17 protein-coding genes are annotated in these 16199 nt (G+C 55.4%); 7 read left to right on the top strand and 10 right to left on the bottom strand.

All coding sequences use genetic code 11. From position 1 onward, the window contains the following. Positions 1-70 precede the first annotated feature (70 nt). Positions 71-1510, bottom strand: coding sequence for a cardiolipin synthase (gene cls / locus ACZRMH_RS13895; protein WP_464013863.1), 1440 nt, complete (start codon positions 1508-1510; stop codon positions 71-73). Positions 1511-1646: 136 nt separating this feature from the next. Between cls and ACZRMH_RS13890 the strand changes: the two genes are divergently transcribed. Further along, a complete protein-coding gene (locus ACZRMH_RS13890) occupies positions 1647-2165 on the top strand; it encodes a DUF3617 domain-containing protein (protein ID WP_464013862.1) in 519 nt (172 codons plus the stop codon). Here ACZRMH_RS13890 and ACZRMH_RS13885 read toward each other — a convergent pair whose 3' ends face one another. The 5 genes from ACZRMH_RS13885 to folE2 are packed head-to-tail and all read right to left on the bottom strand — an operon-like array spanning position 2166 to position 6043. After that, complete coding sequence (locus tag ACZRMH_RS13885; protein WP_464013861.1) at positions 2166-2726, bottom strand: gamma carbonic anhydrase family protein; 561 nt, start codon at positions 2724-2726, stop codon at positions 2166-2168. Then, positions 2723-3613 carry a metal ABC transporter substrate-binding protein gene (locus ACZRMH_RS13880; protein ID WP_464013860.1) on the bottom strand — a complete coding sequence of 297 codons (891 nt, stop codon included), beginning with the start codon at positions 3611-3613 and terminating at the stop codon, positions 2723-2725. The genes ACZRMH_RS13885 and ACZRMH_RS13880 overlap by 4 nt, the downstream gene beginning before the upstream one ends. 11 nt (positions 3614-3624) lie before the next feature. After that, entirely contained in the window at positions 3625-4491 is an 867-nt protein-coding gene (locus tag ACZRMH_RS13875) for a metal ABC transporter permease (RefSeq protein WP_464013859.1), read from the bottom strand. Next, positions 4491-5150, bottom strand: coding sequence for a metal ABC transporter ATP-binding protein (locus tag ACZRMH_RS13870; RefSeq protein WP_464013858.1), 660 nt, complete (start codon positions 5148-5150; stop codon positions 4491-4493). Before ACZRMH_RS13870 ends, ACZRMH_RS13875 begins: the two co-directional genes overlap by 1 nt. Beyond that, positions 5147-6043, bottom strand: a complete 897-nt coding sequence (gene folE2, locus ACZRMH_RS13865) for a GTP cyclohydrolase FolE2 (RefSeq protein ID WP_464013857.1) — start codon at positions 6041-6043, stop codon at positions 5147-5149. The genes ACZRMH_RS13870 and folE2 overlap by 4 nt, the downstream gene beginning before the upstream one ends. A gap of 128 nt (positions 6044-6171) precedes the next feature. Here folE2 and ACZRMH_RS13860 point away from each other — a divergent pair, with 128 nt between their 5' ends. From ACZRMH_RS13860 to ACZRMH_RS13845, 4 genes are all read left to right on the top strand, one after another. Continuing rightward, on the top strand, positions 6172-7392 hold the full coding sequence (locus tag ACZRMH_RS13860) for an N-acetylmuramoyl-L-alanine amidase (protein ID WP_464013856.1): 1221 nt from the start codon (positions 6172-6174) through the stop codon (positions 7390-7392). 93 nt (positions 7393-7485) lie between these two features. After that, entirely contained in the window at positions 7486-8694 is a 1209-nt protein-coding gene (zigA, locus tag ACZRMH_RS13855; protein WP_464013855.1) for a zinc metallochaperone GTPase ZigA, read from the top strand. Beyond that, complete coding sequence (locus ACZRMH_RS13850; RefSeq protein ID WP_464013854.1) at positions 8691-9344, top strand: DUF1826 domain-containing protein; 654 nt, start codon at positions 8691-8693, stop codon at positions 9342-9344. Before zigA ends, ACZRMH_RS13850 begins: the two co-directional genes overlap by 4 nt. A 40-nt stretch (positions 9345-9384) precedes the next feature. Continuing rightward, positions 9385-10359, top strand: a complete 975-nt coding sequence (locus ACZRMH_RS13845; RefSeq protein WP_464013853.1) for a CobW family GTP-binding protein — start codon at positions 9385-9387, stop codon at positions 10357-10359. 194 nt (positions 10360-10553) lie between these two features. On the opposite strand, the gene ACZRMH_RS13840 is transcribed toward ACZRMH_RS13845, so the two are convergent. Then, positions 10554-10955: a DUF3301 domain-containing protein gene (locus ACZRMH_RS13840; protein ID WP_464013852.1), complete on the bottom strand. Its 402-nt coding sequence runs from the start codon at positions 10953-10955 to the stop codon at positions 10554-10556. Between the two features lie 113 nt (positions 10956-11068). Here ACZRMH_RS13840 and pdxY point away from each other — a divergent pair, with 113 nt between their 5' ends. Further along, positions 11069-11941 carry a pyridoxal kinase PdxY gene (pdxY, locus tag ACZRMH_RS13835; protein ID WP_464013851.1) on the top strand — a complete coding sequence of 291 codons (873 nt, stop codon included), beginning with the start codon at positions 11069-11071 and terminating at the stop codon, positions 11939-11941. Between the two features lie 123 nt (positions 11942-12064). Here pdxY and ACZRMH_RS13830 read toward each other — a convergent pair whose 3' ends face one another. Further along, positions 12065-12550: an acyl-CoA thioesterase gene (locus tag ACZRMH_RS13830; RefSeq protein ID WP_019826917.1), complete on the bottom strand. Its 486-nt coding sequence runs from the start codon at positions 12548-12550 to the stop codon at positions 12065-12067. Positions 12551-12837: 287 nt separating this feature from the next. On the opposite strand from ACZRMH_RS13830, the gene ACZRMH_RS13825 reads away from it, so the two are divergent. Continuing rightward, entirely contained in the window at positions 12838-14598 is a 1761-nt protein-coding gene (locus ACZRMH_RS13825) for a cation:proton antiporter (RefSeq protein ID WP_464013850.1), read from the top strand. Positions 14599-14671: 73 nt separating this feature from the next. On the opposite strand, the gene ACZRMH_RS13820 is transcribed toward ACZRMH_RS13825, so the two are convergent. After that, a complete protein-coding gene (locus ACZRMH_RS13820) occupies positions 14672-15079 on the bottom strand; it encodes an SMI1/KNR4 family protein (protein ID WP_016782918.1) in 408 nt (135 codons plus the stop codon). A 133-nt stretch (positions 15080-15212) separates the two neighbouring features. Beyond that, entirely contained in the window at positions 15213-16058 is an 846-nt protein-coding gene (locus ACZRMH_RS13815; RefSeq protein WP_094999548.1) for a Tim44 domain-containing protein, read from the bottom strand. Between the last annotated feature and the right edge of the window lie 141 nt (positions 16059-16199).

Genomic DNA, 16199 nt, shown 5'->3' with positions numbered 1-16199 from the left:
GGAATCCTGTTTGACTCTTTTGACTGCTCCGAGCGATTCAGACCCTTCCTACAGTTACTGCTTACCCAGCCTATAAAACAGGCGAAACCAGACGGGCCACTCGCATGCCCAGTTGCTGCAATCGGTGAGTTGACTTGATATCTGCTTCCGTGATTTCTCGGGCCAGGGCGAAGTCATCGAGCAGCATGTGCTCGACCTCTCTGGCAAAGGTTTGATCGACGGTAAGCAACATCACTTCAAAGTTGAGACGGAACGAGCGGTTGTCCATATTGGCGCTGCCAATGGCGCTGATCTCGTCATCCACCAACACCACTTTCTGATGCACAAAACCGGGCTGGTAGCGGAAGATCCGCACGCCTGCGCGTACGGCTTCAAAGGCATAGAGGCTGGAGGCTGCGTAAACAATCTTATGGTCCGGGCGCGAAGGGATCAGGATGCGTACATCCACACCCCGCAGAACGGCGAGTCGGAGCGCGGAGAACACGGCTTCGTCGGGTACAAAGTAGGGACTGGTTATCCATACCCGTTGGTTGGCAGCGTGGATGGCTTCCACGAAAAACAGCGAACAGGTTTCATACGGGTCGGCCGGGCCGCTGGCCAGAAACTGGCAGAGCACACCACCGTCGGGGTAGCTCTGTGGCAGGAGCAGGGGTGGCAGTTTGCGTGCGGCCCAGAACCAGTCTTCGGCAAAGGATTCCTGCAGGCAGGCAACCACTGGCCCGGTCACTTCCACATGAGTATCGCGCCACGGTGCCAGAGGTGGTTTGGCCCCCAGGTATTCATCCCCTACGTTGTGCCCGCCGACAAATCCGCGCACACCATCCACGACCACCACTTTGCGGTGGTTGCGAAAGTTCACCTGGAAGCGACTGATCCAGCCGCCACGGGTGGCAAAGGCATAGGTCTGGACACCACCGGCGCGCAAGGTCTCGGCATAACTCTTGGGCAGCGCATGGCTACCGATGCTGTCATAGAGCAGATGCACCGCGACCCCTTGGGCGGCTTTTTCAAGGAGCAGTGCGTGCAGCTTCATGCCCAGGTCATCGTCGTGGACGATAAAAAATTGCACCAGTACGACTTCTTTCGCACCACGGATGGCAGCGAAGATCGCGTCGAAAGTGGCCGTGCCATTGATCAGCAAGCGTACCGAGTTGTTAGCCAGACACGGCATGCGCCCCAGCCTTGGCATTGCCCGTAGCGAGGCGTACGCCTTGGAGTTGCGTGCCGCAAGTGCTTCTTCTACCCAGGGGCGCCAGCTCAGGTGAGTGATGGCTTCGCGCATTTCCTGGTTGGCATCGCGCCGGGCGCGTATGTAATCGTCAAAAGTGCTGCGGCCAAAAATCAGATACGGGATCAGCGTAAGGTAAGGAATAAAGAACAATGACATGGCCCATGCAATCGAACCCTGCGCCGTCCTGACGGTTAACACTGCGTGCACGGCGGCAATCAAGCCTAAGCTGTGGATTAATAAAATCAGATAACCAAATACGTGCGGGCCTAGATAATCCATGCGTATCCTTGCTCCTAAATGTTCAATGCCAGTTCTAACAGACCAGGCTCTGCAGTGAAGTGTCCCTATTTAATTACGAGTGCAACACTCGCCCATTTTCGACGTCTAACGCTGACAACTGCGTAGGAGTTACTTGATGAATGTTCGTCTGCTTGGGCTGTTCATGGCCTGTGGTTTGTCGATCCCGGTGGCTCAGGCCCAAATGCTGCAACCGGGGCTTTGGGAACTGAGCTCCAGCAATATGCAGGTAGATGGCCAACAGTTACCTGAACTGCAGGTAATGTTAGGCCAGTTACAGAATATGCTGACTCCGGAACAAAAAGCCCAGCTGGAAAGCCAGGGGCTGACTATGGCCGGCAAAGGTGTTCGGGTGTGCCTGACACCCGAACAGGTGAAGACGGACAACATTCCGCTGACGGACCCCAAGTCAGGGTGCAACCAGCAGATCACTGAGCGTAGTGGAAATCAGTGGAAGTTTCGCTTTAGTTGTCCAAAAGCCCAGGGCGCAGGTGTGGCAACTTTTGCCAGTGATCGGGAGTTCACCACCCAAGTGAATGGCACCTTTAATGCGACCGGGATTCAGCAGAAGGGCAGCATGGATACCCGTGCTGTTTGGTTGGGGCAAAACTGTGGAACAGTCAAACCGCGTACCTGATCAAAACTCGTTTTGCAGCGCTTTATAGCCGCGTACCAGATCGACATTGGTGCGCGCTACATCCTCTGAAAATTCCGATGCACTGACACTGACTGGAGCGAACTGGCTCAGGTCAGTGTTTGGTCCGATACGGGTTGTGGACGGTACATAAAAATTCTCCGGCAGGTCGCGGCCATCGACGACCGAGTTATGCCGCACCACGCAACCATCACCCAGCTCGCAATTGAACAGCACACTGTTGAAACCGATAAATACTCGGTCGCCCACACGGCATGGCCCGTGAACGATAGAGCGGTGCGCGATGGAAGTGCTTTCACCGATAGTCACCGCAGCCCCCGACTTCGAGTGAATAACCACACCGTCCTGAATATTGGAATTCGCGCCAATGGTGATCGGCAGCATGCCGCCGTCCTGGTCTACCTCGTCTGCGCGGATCACCGCATAGGGGCCGACAAACACGTTCTCGCCAATCACCACCTTGCCGCAGATGATGGCCGTACGGTCTACATAGGCGGACTCTGCAATCACGGGCAAATCACCCGACGGGTTTTTTCGGATCATGGCTGGCTCAACGCAGTGTGCAGGGTGTTGAGGTTGTACTCGAAGAGACCCAGAAAGGTACTGGCGGGACCTTTGCTGGCCAGAGCATCGGAGTAAAGCGTGCCACCTATGTGAGCGCCACTTTCATCCGCGATTTGTTGCAGCAGGCGCGAGTCTTTGATGTTCTCCATAAATACGGCTTTGACCTTGTCGTCGCGGATCTGGCGAATCAGTGCCGCGACTTCGGCAGCAGAGGGTTCTCGCTCAGTCGACAGACCTTGAGGTGCCATAAAGTCGATGCCATAGGCCTGGCCTAAATAGCCAAAGGCATCATGGGACGTCACGATGCGCCGATTGCCTGCGGGCAGCCCGCTGAGTTTGATTTTTGCTTGGGCTTGCAGGCTATCAAGTGCTTTTAGATAAGTCTGGCTGTTGCGGGTGTAGTCGGCCTGGTCGGCAGGGTCCGCTTTGATCAGCGCCCGGGTAATGTTGTTTACATACAGTTTGGCGTTCGCCAGATCGTGCCAGGCGTGGGGGTCCGGAATGACTTCGCCATCGTCCTCCATTGAGTGTGCGGCAACACACTCGCTGGCGGTGACTACCGTGGCTTTGGTTTCAGTGCTGGTTATCAGGCGATCGAGCCAGGGCTCAAAGCCCAAGCCATTTTTGACAATCACTTTGGCATTGAGCAGCGCCTTGGCATCGTCCGGTGAGGGTTCGTAAGTATGAGCATCTTCATCGGGGCCGACTAACGCGATGACTTGAATATGTTCACCGCCAATTTTTTGGGTGATGTCTCCAAGAATACTGAAGCTGGTGACCACAGGGATTTTTGGTTTTTCTGTGGCGAATGAGAGCGAAGAACCCATTACCAGAAACACACTGAATATCACGGGTAGAGCGCGCATCGTGTAGCACCTCATGGGGATGACAGCAAAGGCGGTCGGCGCAACAAACCGTGTACCGGACCGAAAATCACAGACAGCAGGTACATGCTGCCAGCTATCAGCACGATGGCCGGACCGCTGGGCAGTGAGTAATGAAACGACAGCAGTAGCCCCAGCCAAACTGAAATACAGCCAATGCCCGCCGAGATCAGAATCAGCACCGGCAGCCGCCGGCTCCAGAAGCGTGAGGCGATTGCGGGTAGCATCATCAGGCCCACCACCATCAGTGCGCCGATGGCTTGAAAGCCGATCACCAGGTTCAGCACCACCAAGGTCAGGAATAGACCATGGGCTAGCGGTCCCAATCGGCTAACACTGCGCAGGAACAACGGGTCGAGGGTGTCGAGTAAGAGTGGGCGGTAGATCGCTCCCATCAGCAGTGTGCTGAACCCGGTTACCCAGAGCATGCCTGTCAACGTCTGACTGTCGACCGCCAATGCCGAGCCAAATAACAGATGTAGCAAGTCCAGACGTTTGCCCGCGATCCCCAGGATCAAAATCCCGCTGGCCAATGAGATCGGATAAATCGCGGCGAGGCTGGCATCTTCTCGTAAGCCCGTACGCCGTGTGATCCAGGCCGCAAGGCCGGCCATCCCTAAACCTGCACCCAGGCCGCCAAAGGTAAGAGCGGGCAAACTCAACCCGGCGAACCAGAACCCCAAAGCTGCTCCGGGGAGAATCCCGTGTGCAACGGCATCGCCAATCAGGCTCATGCGGCGCAGGATCAGAAACACGCCAAGAGGTGCGGTACTGCAGGCCAGAACCAGGCCGCCGAATAATGCGCGGCGCATAAATACAAATTCTTGAAACGGCTGCCATAACTGGCTGGCGATAATCATCAGGCCACCTGCGGTGGTTTTATCAGTTGGCTACTTGGCGCCAGGACGCTGCCGCTGCTTTTGATTAATAGCGTTTGGGAAATGTGTTTTCGTACTGCGGCCAGATCATGGCAGACCACGATCACTGTTCGACCCTCGGTGTGCCAGGTCTGGATGTGTTGCCAGAGCAGCTTTTGGCCCAGTTCATCCAGAGCCGCATGGGGCTCATCGAGCAATAACAACGGCGCGTCAGCCACGCATAAACGAGCCAGTAATGAGCGCTGTAATTCACCACCTGACAAGGCCATCAGCGGGCGATGTTCCAGGCCATTCAAATGCCAGTCTTGCAACACCGCTTCTAATCGAGCACTTCGCTGCTGGGCTGTTTGCTTCTTCCCCCAAAAACCTGCGGCTACCAACTCTTGCAAACTGATGGGGAACTGCCTATCCAAAAATTGCTGCTGTGGCAAAAAGGCCACGTTGCCACGGCGTGGAACATCCAGCAGAACTTTGCCCGTGAGCGGTTTTTGCAACCCTGCCAGGACTTTAAGCAAACTGCTTTTACCGCATCCGTTGGCGCCAATTACGGCTGTAAGACTGCCTTTGTCCAACGCCACATCAAGTGCCGGGGTCAGCGGCTGACCGGGCGCGCCCCAGGTCAAGTTCCGGCAGCGGATCATGCAGCCTCCCAGTTCCAGAAGCTTTCAGCTACGGCGTCATGGCTGTGCAAACTTTCAGCGTGAGTAACTTTAAGTTTGAAGGCTTCTACCCCCTGAGTTTTCTGCAATGCAGTGTTGAGCCGTCGAGCAGCGTCCTCACAGAACATCAGGTTTTGCCCGTTGGCCAGGGCGAAGGCTTGTTCATCTGCACGCTTAACTGCGGTTTGCACGGCAGTGCCCAGCGAGCTTTCGGCCTCGTCGATAATGTTTATCAGGGGCAGGTGCGAGTACTGATGATCCAAAAGGATCGTCAAATCTGCGGAGCTACGTTGGCTGTGTGGCGTGGCTACGATGCCTTTAGAACTGCCAAGCCATGCCAGGACATCGGCGTGCTGTAGAGACTGGTTGGCAAAATCATCGATGAATTGTTGCTGAATTAATTGCCGGGCCAGTGCTGCTGAGCAGGGGCAGGTGGAGGAGTAGCTCACGTGTATTTTTAGTTCCACGTGGAACATTCCGTTTTTCAAACGCGCTTCAATGCATACCGGGTAGCTTTTCCAGCCTGCCAATGGGCTGACCAATGCGGGTCGTTTAAGCAGTAAATCGCTGTGAATTCGCACATAAGCCTTATCCGATAAACCTTGGTGGCTTTCGAGAAAACTATGTAGAAGCCCTCTCAGCAGGGCAGGTGAGAGGTTTTCTGTTTCCAGCATATCCAGCGCCAGATATAGGCGGGACATATGAATCCCTCGGGCACTGGCATCTTTGAGATTCACCCCTGCGTCAATTTTCGCGCTGAGACGTTGGCCTTCAATTAACACGGGGGAAGCAATGCCACACATGCCCACCCACTCAAGCGCAATGGCTTGCTGGGATGACTGCGCGGCGACATCCGGCAAAGTCAGCGCATTCATAAGAGAGATCCCGTTACAGAGTATTTCGACATGTTATATTATAACGATTAGGTCGACGATGCTTTTTTTGCTGGAGCAAACACACAGCAATGTTGAGTACGGACGCTCCCTTATCTGCGGTACATGCCATGCACAGACGTCAATTGCTTAACTGGCTGCTTGCCAGTTCTGTCCTCACATTGCCCTTGGGTGTTTCGGCCGCCCAGATCCAGCACGCAAGGCTATGGCGCAACGGCAATACCTTGCGTCTGGTTCTGGATTTGAGCGGGCCGGTGCAGTACAAAACTTTTTCTTTGACGGCCCCCGAGCGCCTCATCATTGATGTGAGCGGGGCCAGCTTGAGGGGCGATTTCAGTGAGTTGAAACTCGCCAATACGGGCCTTCGCGCCATCCGCTCCGGGCATTTTGGCCAGGGCGATACCCGCATCGTGCTGGACCTGGATGAGCTGGTTCAACTCAGCAGCTTTCTGCTGCCGCCCAAGGACGGACAAGGCCACCGGCTGGTACTTGACCTGATCAAGGCGCCTGCGCCACTACAGAACGTTACGCCCGTGGTTGCGGCGTCAGCCCGGGCTGCCCACCCCAAGCGCGACATTATTGTGGTGATTGACCCTGGCCACGGCGGCAAGGATCCGGGGGCGACCAGCGCTAAAGGTCATCGCGAAAAGGATGTGGTGCTGTCCATCGCGCAGTTGCTGGCCAAGCGCCTCAAGCGTGAAAAAGGCTTTGATGCGCGATTGGTGCGCAATGACGATTTTTTTGTACCGCTGCGCAAACGGGTTGAAGTTGCCCACAAGCACAATGCCGACCTGTTTATTTCCGTGCATGCGGACGCTGCGCCGCGTCTAACGGCCTGCGGAGCCTCGGTCTATGCCTTATCGGAGGGCGGTGCTACATCGGCCACGGCGCGGTATATGGCACAACGGGAAAACGGTGTGGATTTGCTTGGTGCAACCCGCCTTTTGAACCTCAAAGACAAGGATCCGATGCTTGCCGGCGTCATTCTCGACATGTCCATGAACGCCACCATTGCGGCCAGCTTGCAGTTGGGCAATACGGTGCTGCGCAGCCTTTCGGGCATCACTTCACTGCATCAAAAACGGGTAGAACAGGCGGGTTTTGCTGTGCTCAAGTCGCCTGATATCCCTTCAATTCTGGTTGAAACGGGTTTTATGTCGAACCCTCGCGACAGCGATCGCTTGATCACGGCCCGCCATCAGCAGGCAGTGGCTGATGGTTTATTTAACGGACTAAAAAAATATTTCGAGAAAAAACCGCCTGCAAACAGTTACCTGGCCTGGGTCGGCGATCAGGGTGGAGATGAAATTACCTCAACAGGTTTGACGTAATGGCATTGTTATAATGTATCATTTGCAGATTCATTATCGAATGCACTGCCAAGCGGGCATTTTGACCTGCGACCCTGATGAGGAAGTACCACGATGTCGAATCGTCTCCCTGTAACTGTGCTTTCAGGTTTCTTAGGCGCAGGCAAAAGTACTCTGCTGAATTATATTTTGCGTAACCGCGACAACCTGCGGGTGGCGGTTATTGTTAATGACATGAGCGAAATTAATATTGATGGTGGGGAGGTTCAGCGCGACGTGACCTTGAACCGCGCTGAAGAAAAACTGGTAGAAATGAGCAATGGCTGCATCTGCTGCACCTTGCGTGAGGATTTGCTGCAAGAGGTCAGCGCTTTGGCGACGGACGGTAGATTTGATTATTTATTGATCGAATCAACCGGCATTTCAGAGCCGCTACCGGTGGCAGAAACCTTTACTTTTCGCGATGAATCGGGTCAAAGCCTGGCCGATATTGCCCGATTGGACACCATGGTCACGGTGGTGGATGGCCTCAATTTTTTGCAGGATTATCAGGCCGCGGAAAGCCTGGATTCCCGGGGGGAAACGCTTGGAGAATCCGACGAGCGGTCAATTACCGATTTGTTGATCGAGCAAATCGAGTTCGCGGACGTTATTTTGATCAGCAAAATTGATTTGATCAGCCGTGCGGATCGAGAGGAATTGATCGCCATTTTGCAGCGCCTGAACGCGCAGGCCGAAATAATCCCCATGGTCATGGGCGAAGTCCCGCTTAATAAAATTCTTGATACCGGACGCTTTGATTTTGAGCGGGCAGCGCAGGCACCAGGCTGGTTGCAAGAATTGCGCGGCGAGCATGTGCCCGAAACCGAAGAATATGGCATTGCTTCGAGTGCGTATCGCGCACGTCGGCCTTTTCACCCGGAACGTTTTTTTAATTTTATCGAGCGCCCCTGGACTAACGGCAAGTTGCTGCGCTCCAAAGGTTTTTTCTGGCTGGCCAGCAAATATCAGGAGGCGGGCAGTTGGTCTCAGGCGGGCGGGTTGATGCGCTATGGGTTTGCCGGGCGCTGGTGGCGTTTTGTACCCCGCGACCAATGGCCGCAGGAGCCGCAAGCCAAGGCTGAGATTCTGCAAAAGTGGCTGCCAGATACCGCCGATTGCCGCCAGGAGTTGGTGTTTATCGGCCAGCACATCGATTTTTCCCTGCTCACGGATGAACTCGATGCCTGTTTGCTCACCGATGCAGAAATGGCCCAGGGCGAAGCGAGCTGGAAACTGCTGAACGACCCTTTTGGCGACTGGTATGAAGAGGTGGCGGCATGACCAATGCGCTGGCTTACACCGCTGAACCTCTGACCCAGCAAGTACTCGGGGAATCACCAGAGGTCATGACCCGTATTCTGGATGAAGACGTCAATCTGGCCATCTGGCAGCGTCAGTTGCCTGTGCATATCATCGATTTCGCAGCGTTGCTGCTCTCGCTGGACGAGCCTTTGGCTGACGCCATTGTGATTGAGATGGCCAATGAAAAGGCTCAACCCAACCTTCGTGGCTTGGCATCGCGCTTCCATGATCTGGAAGGCTATGCAGGCTTTATTGCGGATGTTTCCTGGCTGGTGAGTGCCTATGCGTGCCTGTTGGGCGCAAAACGCATTGGGCTGCGTCTCAGGGCCCTGGATAAGGCCATGTGCCCACGCTTTCATGTGGATCACGTCCCCGTACGACTTATTACCACTTATGCGGGGATTGGCAGCCAGTGGCTGGAGGAAGGTGTGATGGAGCGCCGTCAATTGGGGCAACCACAGGCCGAACCAACCCGGACTGCATTGATTCAGCAAATAAATGCCGGTGAGGTGGCCTTGCTCAAAGGTGAGAAGTGGCAGGGCAATGAAGGGGCGGGTTTGATCCATCGCTCACCTGCACTGGCGCCGGGCGAGCGCCGGTTGATTTTGACCCTCGATTGGCTGGCCTGAGGCATATTGCTTGCTTTGATTCATACAGAAGCTGGCGATCATGTTGCAGAACATTCCCACCCATGTCATTGCCGGGCCACTGGGCGCTGGCAAAACCAGTCTGATCCAGCACCTGATGGCGCAAAAACCTGCTCACGAGCGTTGGGCTGTGCTGGTTAATGAGTTTGGTCAGATAGGCCTGGATGCGGCCCTGATGAGTCAGGGTGACGATGCAATTGCTATCGCCGAAGTGGCTGGCGGTTGCGTGTGCTGCGTCAATGGCGCGCCTTTTCAGATTGGTTTGAGCCGTCTGCTACGCAAGTCCAGGCCCGACCGTTTATTTATCGAGCCCTCTGGCCTGGGTCATCCCGCACAAATTATAAAGCAGCTCGGTGAAGCACCCTGGCTGGGTGTTCTGGCGTTGCAGCCGTGTGTCATGGTGCTTGATGCGCAAGCGATGGCGCAGGGCAAACCCTTGCCGAAAACCCAGCAAGAGGCCCTGAAAAGCGCCGGTTTACTGGTCATGAATAAATCTAATAGTGTGCCAAATGAGCAACGTGAGCAGATTGCATGCAGCCTGCCAAAGTGCCCTGTTTTATGGGTAGAGCATGGCCAAATCCCTTTAAATACGCTGCCTGCAGCCTATATGAATACCGCTCATGCTGTGGATAACTCATTGATTTATAAGGATTTTAATCATATAGGAAGTGTGTTTTCCGACCCAGGCACTCCTGTTGTGATGACGCAATCCCAGGCCGAAGGCTGGAGTGTGGGCTGGCGCTGGCATGCCTCCCGGCAATTCGATTTGGGGTTGCTGCAACAGTGGCTGGAAAGCCTCAATTGGCGACGTGCGAAGCTGGTTATTCGTGGTTCGCAGGGCTGGTTTTCGAGTAATTCTGTGGATAACTCGGTTGCGCCGTGGAAATCGAGTGAGTGGCGCAAGGATTCACGCCTGGAATTGATCTTTGACCAGCCTCAAGACCTGGAACTGCTCCGTTCGGGGCTGGATAGCTGTCTGCTGAAGGGTGGTTTTTAGAGGGGGCGGGTGTGGCAAGCCAGGAAAACAGGGAGTTTAGCCAGGATCTGTGCTGGTAAAATTGTCCTACAATATTAATTGTGTGCTTTATTTTTTCCGGCTAAAAACCCTGAGAAGTGTCTATCTCAAGGGTTTTAGCCTGTTTTGCAGGAAAGTTATCCACAGGTGCGGTGTAAGTGAGGCGCTAGAGTGGCTCAGTGGCGGGTCTTGCTGTGTTCCTGGCGCCACTGGCTGAGTTCAATCACCTGAGCGGTGGGAATCTCGTTTGGCTCGGCTTCAGTCTGGAAGGGGTAGGGCGGCAGTTCGATTTTGGCGCTATGGGCACCGAACTGGGTGATGGTCCCGGTATGGCGCTGATCGCCCGTCACCGTGAATTCGAAGTTATACACACGGGCCAGGCGCTTGTTGCCGTTGGCATCGGCAATCAAGCCGATTTTCTTGAGCGCAACGTTTTCATCGAGCAACTCGATATCGAGATTCTTGCAGTGCTGTTTGACCCGCTCCAGCGCCCGCTCGCGTAAACCGTGGTTGTGCCAAAGCCAGGCAGCGCCAGTGGCCAGCAGCATCAGCACAAACATATTTCCTAGGGTCAGCATTACATGTGCTCCAACAGATTGTGCTCAGCTTAACTGCGTCTTCAACCTGTCGTACAGGCCGCGTTTCGTCGCATACTGCGTGGCTTGAATCCACCCGTAGTCTGGAATCCGGCATGAAACGTACACCTCATCTACTCGCCATCCAATCCCACGTGGTTTTCGGCCATGCTGGCAACAGCGCAGCGGTTTTCCCCATGCAGCGCGTCGGGGTGAATGTATGGCCTCTGAATACGGTGCAGTTCTCCAACCACACTCAGTATGGTCAGTGGACGGGCGAAGTGCTGGCTCCCGAGCAAATTCCTTCGCTGGTCGACGGGATCGCCGCCATCGGTGAGCTGGGCAACTGTGATGCGGTCCTGTCCGGTTACCTGGGCAGTGCGGCTCAGGGGCGGGCCATTTTGAGCGGTGTGGCGCGTATCAAGGCGGTCAATCCGAATGCGCTGTATCTGTGTGACCCAGTGATGGGGCACCCGGAGAAGGGTTGCATCGTGCCGCAGGAGGTCAGTGATTTTCTGCTGGAAGAGGCTGCAGCGATGGCTGACTTCCTGTGCCCCAATCAACTTGAGCTGGACAGTTTTTGCGGCCGTCACCCGCAATCGTTGTTTGATTGCCTGGCGATGGCCCGCAGCCTGCTGGCTCGCGGCCCGAAAGCGGTGCTGGTGAAGCATTTGTCGTATCCCGGCAAACCGGCAGAAAGTTTCGAGATGCTGCTGGTAACGGCTGAGGGCAACTGGCACTTGCGCCGCCCGCTGCTGGCCTTCCCGCGTCAGCCTGTGGGCGTGGGGGATTTGACTTCAGGTTTGTTTTTAGCGCGAGTGTTGCTGGGCGACAGCCTGGTGGCTGCGTTTGAATTCACCGCGGCGGCGGTGCATGAGGTGCTGCTGGAAACCCAGGCCTGCACCAGCTACGAATTGCAGCTGGTCCGTGCTCAGGACCGTATCGCTCACCCGCGTGTGCGGTTTGAAGCAGTGCCGATCAGTTTGTAAATCTCCTGGATTTACATTGTGGGAGCGGGCTTGCTCGCGATTGCATCACCTCGGTGGATCAGATGAACCGAGTTGTAAGCATCGCGAGCAAGCCCGCTCCCACTGGTCAGCTGTGCCCAGTCGTTACACCGTTTCGTCTTTCAGTTCGCGATAACGCTGCTCCAGCTCCTGGCGGATCTGGCGGCGTTGCTTGCCTTGGATAAAGCGGCGCTTGTCTTCGCTGTTCAGCGGCTGCAAAGGCGGCACAGCAGCCGGTTTACGGTCGTCGTCCACCGCTACCATGGTGAAGAAGCAGCTATTGGTGTGGCGTACCGAGCGTTCGCGAATATTTTCGGTCACCACCTTGATCCCGACTTCCATCGAGGTATTGCCGGTGTAGTTGACCGACGCAAGGAAGGTCACCAGCTCACCGACATGAATCGGCTCGCGAAAAATCACCTGGTCCACCGACAAGGTGACGACATAACGGCCCGCATAGCGGCTGGCGCAGGCGTAAGCGACTTCATCGAGGTATTTGAGCAGGGTTCCGCCGTGAACATTGCCAGAAAAATTGGCCATGTCCGGGGTCATCAGGACCGTCATCGACAGTTGGGCGTTTCCGGGTTCCATAGCAGCAGGCTCGTGGTTGTGTTGCAGCAGTGAAGTGGGTATCTCTGCGGATACTTGTCGATTTTTGAAACAGTTAATAACGGGACGTTGCCGTTTTGACTGCCGTCACGCTGATATCCATCTGTTTCCATATATTGCACCGCCTTTCTGCCAGAAGTCGCGGTGTTAACCTGCAAAAGCCCGTTAGTCGGGTAATTCCTACATATAAAACAGTCGATACGCACAGCCTGACAATCTGTGTCTGTCGTCTTGTTGCCTGGTGAGTATTAAACAAGGAGTGCCACGCCATGCATGCCATCAGTTTTATTCAGGATCTGGCAGTCATCATGCTGGTCGCGGGTGTGGTGACGATTCTTTTCCACCGGTTCAAGCAGCCGGTGGTGCTGGGTTATATCGTTGCCGGTTTTATTATTGGCCCGCATACCCCGCCGTTTGGCTTGATCCACGACGAAGAAACGATCAAGACCCTGGCCGAGCTTGGGGTGATTTTTTTAATGTTCTGCCTGGGCCTGGAGTTCAGCCTGCGCAAGTTGTTCAAGGTCGGGGCCACGGCCTTTATCGCAGCGTTTATGGAAATTACGCTGATGATCTGGATCGGCTACGAAATTGGCCGATGGTTCGACTGGAACACCATGGATTCGCTGTTTCTGGGCGCGATCCTGGCCATTTCCTCGACCACCATCATCGTCAAGGCGCTCAATGACCTGAAAATGAAGAACGAGCGCTTCGCCCAGCTGATTTTTGGCGTGCTGATCGTTGAAGATATTTTGGGTATCGGGATTATTGCGCTGCTGTCGAGTATTGCGGTCAGCGGCAGTGTCAGCCCTGAAGAGGTTTTTTCGACGGTCGGTAAATTGTCGCTGTTCATGATTGTGGCGCTGGTGATCGGTATTTTGCTGGTGCCCCGCGTATTGGCGTATGTGGCCAAATTCGAAAGCAACGAGATGCTGCTGATTACCGTGCTGGGCCTGTGTTTTGGCTTCTGCCTGCTGGTGGTCAAGTTGGAATACAGCATGGTGCTTGGGGCGTTTTTGATCGGTGCAATCATGGCCGAGTCGCGTCAGTTGTTGAAAATCGAGCGCCTGATCGAACCGGTGCGTGATTTGTTCAGTGCGATTTTCTTTGTCGCCATCGGGCTGATGCTCGATCCGGCCATCCTGCTCGAATATGCGCTGCCCATCGTGGTGATCACCATCGCCGTGGTGCTGGGCAAGATGCTGTCCTGTGGGTTGGGGGCGTTTATCGCTGGCAATGACGGACGCACCTCGCTGCGGGTCGGGATGGGGCTGTCTCAGATCGGTGAGTTTTCTTTCATTATCGCGGCGCTGGGTATGACATTGCAGGTCACCAGCAGCTTCCTGTACCCCGTAGCCGTGGCCGTCTCGGTATTGACCACCCTGATGACGCCTTACCTGATCCGCGCCGCAGACCCGCTCTCGCTCAAGCTGGCGAAGGTGGTGCCTGATCGTTTGTCGCGGGTGCTGGGGTTATATGGTGAATGGCTGCGCAGTATTCAGCCACAGGGCGAAGGGGCGTTGTTGGCGGCCATGATCCGCAAGATCTTGCTGCAGGTTGGCGTCAATCTGGCCCTGGTTATCGCAATTTTCTTTGCCGGAGGTTATTTCGCACCGCGCATCGGTCGTTATTTACAAGGCTGGATCCTGGAACCGAGTTGGCAAAAAGGGATGATCTGGGGCGCGGCCTTGTTACTGTCGTTGCCGTTTTTGATCGCTGCGTATCGCAAGCTCAAAGCGTTGTCGATGCTGCTGGCCGAGATGGGGGTCAAACCGGAAATGGCAGGGCGCCATACGCAGCGGGTGCGTCGGGTGATTTCGGAAGTGATTCCGATTCTGTCGCTGCTGGTGATTTTTCTGCTGCTGTCGGCACTCTCGGCGAGCATCTTGCCCACCAATGAATTGCTGATGGTGATTGCAGTGGTGGCAGCGGGGGTGGCGGCGTTGTTGTGGCGCTGGTTTATCCGTATTCATACGCGCATGCAGGTTGCACTGCTGGAGACGCTGGATAACCACAAGGAAGGGGGGCACTGACAACCCGCTGACCAAAGGGTCTGTTGGCGTTTCGTTGTGAGTCACAATGAAACGTCAACAGACCCTGGGGGTATCAGCTTTCCAGCCAGACGTCGCGCGCCCAGTGCCAGACCGATTCCCACGTTTCTTCGGTGACGAGTTCTTCTTCGCCGGACCACAGCACCACGGTGCCGTCTTCTTCTACGCAGTAGTAGTCGTCGCCGTCCTGGCAAATAGGGATCAAGCTACGATCAACACCGGCATCCCAGGCGTTGGCCGCTACTTCCGGCAGGTAGGTGTGCGATTGTGGATCGGTCACGGTGACCGGCTCCAGGCTGCCATACACCACGTCACTGACGGTCAGCAGAAACTCTCTGAAGACAAACGGGATATCAATGAACAGTTGTTCTTCGATTTCCACCAACTGGTCTTCTTCAGGCAGTTCCAGGGGAACTGGTACAGGCTCGTTTTTTTCGCGTAGCTCTTCAATGATCTCTTCCACGACCTCATCCTCATGCTCTATGGCGCGGTTTATATGACGCGCTTTATACAGTAGCTCGTTATAAGTGCAATCGTGAAATGCAAAGCCCCGGACAAGTCCGGGGCTTTGGTTAACGCATGTGTCGCTTGCGGGATCAGCCGTTCTGGCGGATACCGGCTACCAGCCAAGGCTGGTTGTCGCCTTGCTGACGTTCCATGTTCCAGCTTTCGCTGAAGGCTTCGCCCTGGTCAAAGCGCGAGTTTTTCGACACGCCGCTGAAGGTCAGGGTTGCAATGGTTTTGTCTGCACGATCATCCAGGCCGTCCAGTTGCACGGTCAGGTTGTCGATGTAGGTGGACTGGAAGCCATCGCCCAGCTCAGCGCGTTCACGCTTGAGGAAGTCGAGCATCTGCGGGGTCACGAACTCGGCAATCTTGTCCATTTCGTTGGCATCCCAGTGCTGTTGCAGGGACTGGAAATGGTTACGTGCAGCTTCCAGGAAGTTCTGCTCATTGAACCAGGCCGGCGCATTGATTACCGGACGGGCCGCAGGGGCAGCCGAACCACCGAAGATCGAAGCAGCAGGCTTGGCGTCGAACGCTTCGCGTTGCATGGGTGCATGGCCAGCAGGGGCCATCATGTCAGCTTGTTTGCGACGACGGGCAGCAATGAAGCGGAAGATCAGGAAGGCGATCACCGCCATAATCAGGATGTCGAAGAATTGCATGCCCTGGAAGCCGCCGCCCATGAACATGGACGCCAACAGACCACCGGCTGCGAGGCCGGCCAGAGGGCCGAGCCAGCGCGAAGCACCGCCGGCTTTTGCGGCGGCGCCTGCAGCACCGGCCGCCGCAGGGGCAGCGGCTGGAGCAGCCTGACGCGTTTGGTGGCTAGGCGCTGCACCCGCGCTTTTGCCGCCGCCGAAGCGCTTGGCGTTCGCGTCGATGCTCATCGTTAAACCGATGCACAACGCCATGGCGATGCTAAGAAAACGTTTCATAAGGGGTTCCCATTTGTGGATACACGCGCGCCATGTTGCACAGGTGAGTTGTGACTGGCTAGCGGTGAAGTGTTTCGGGCTTTTGCCTAATTAGCTGTAAGGGATGGATTTTTTTGGTGTAGGACATATTCAACTGTGGGA

The sequence above is a fragment of the Pseudomonas sp. B414 genome, assembly GCF_055408445.1.
Note: the sequence above shows the minus strand (reverse complement) of the source record. Positions and strands in the feature narration are given on the sequence as shown.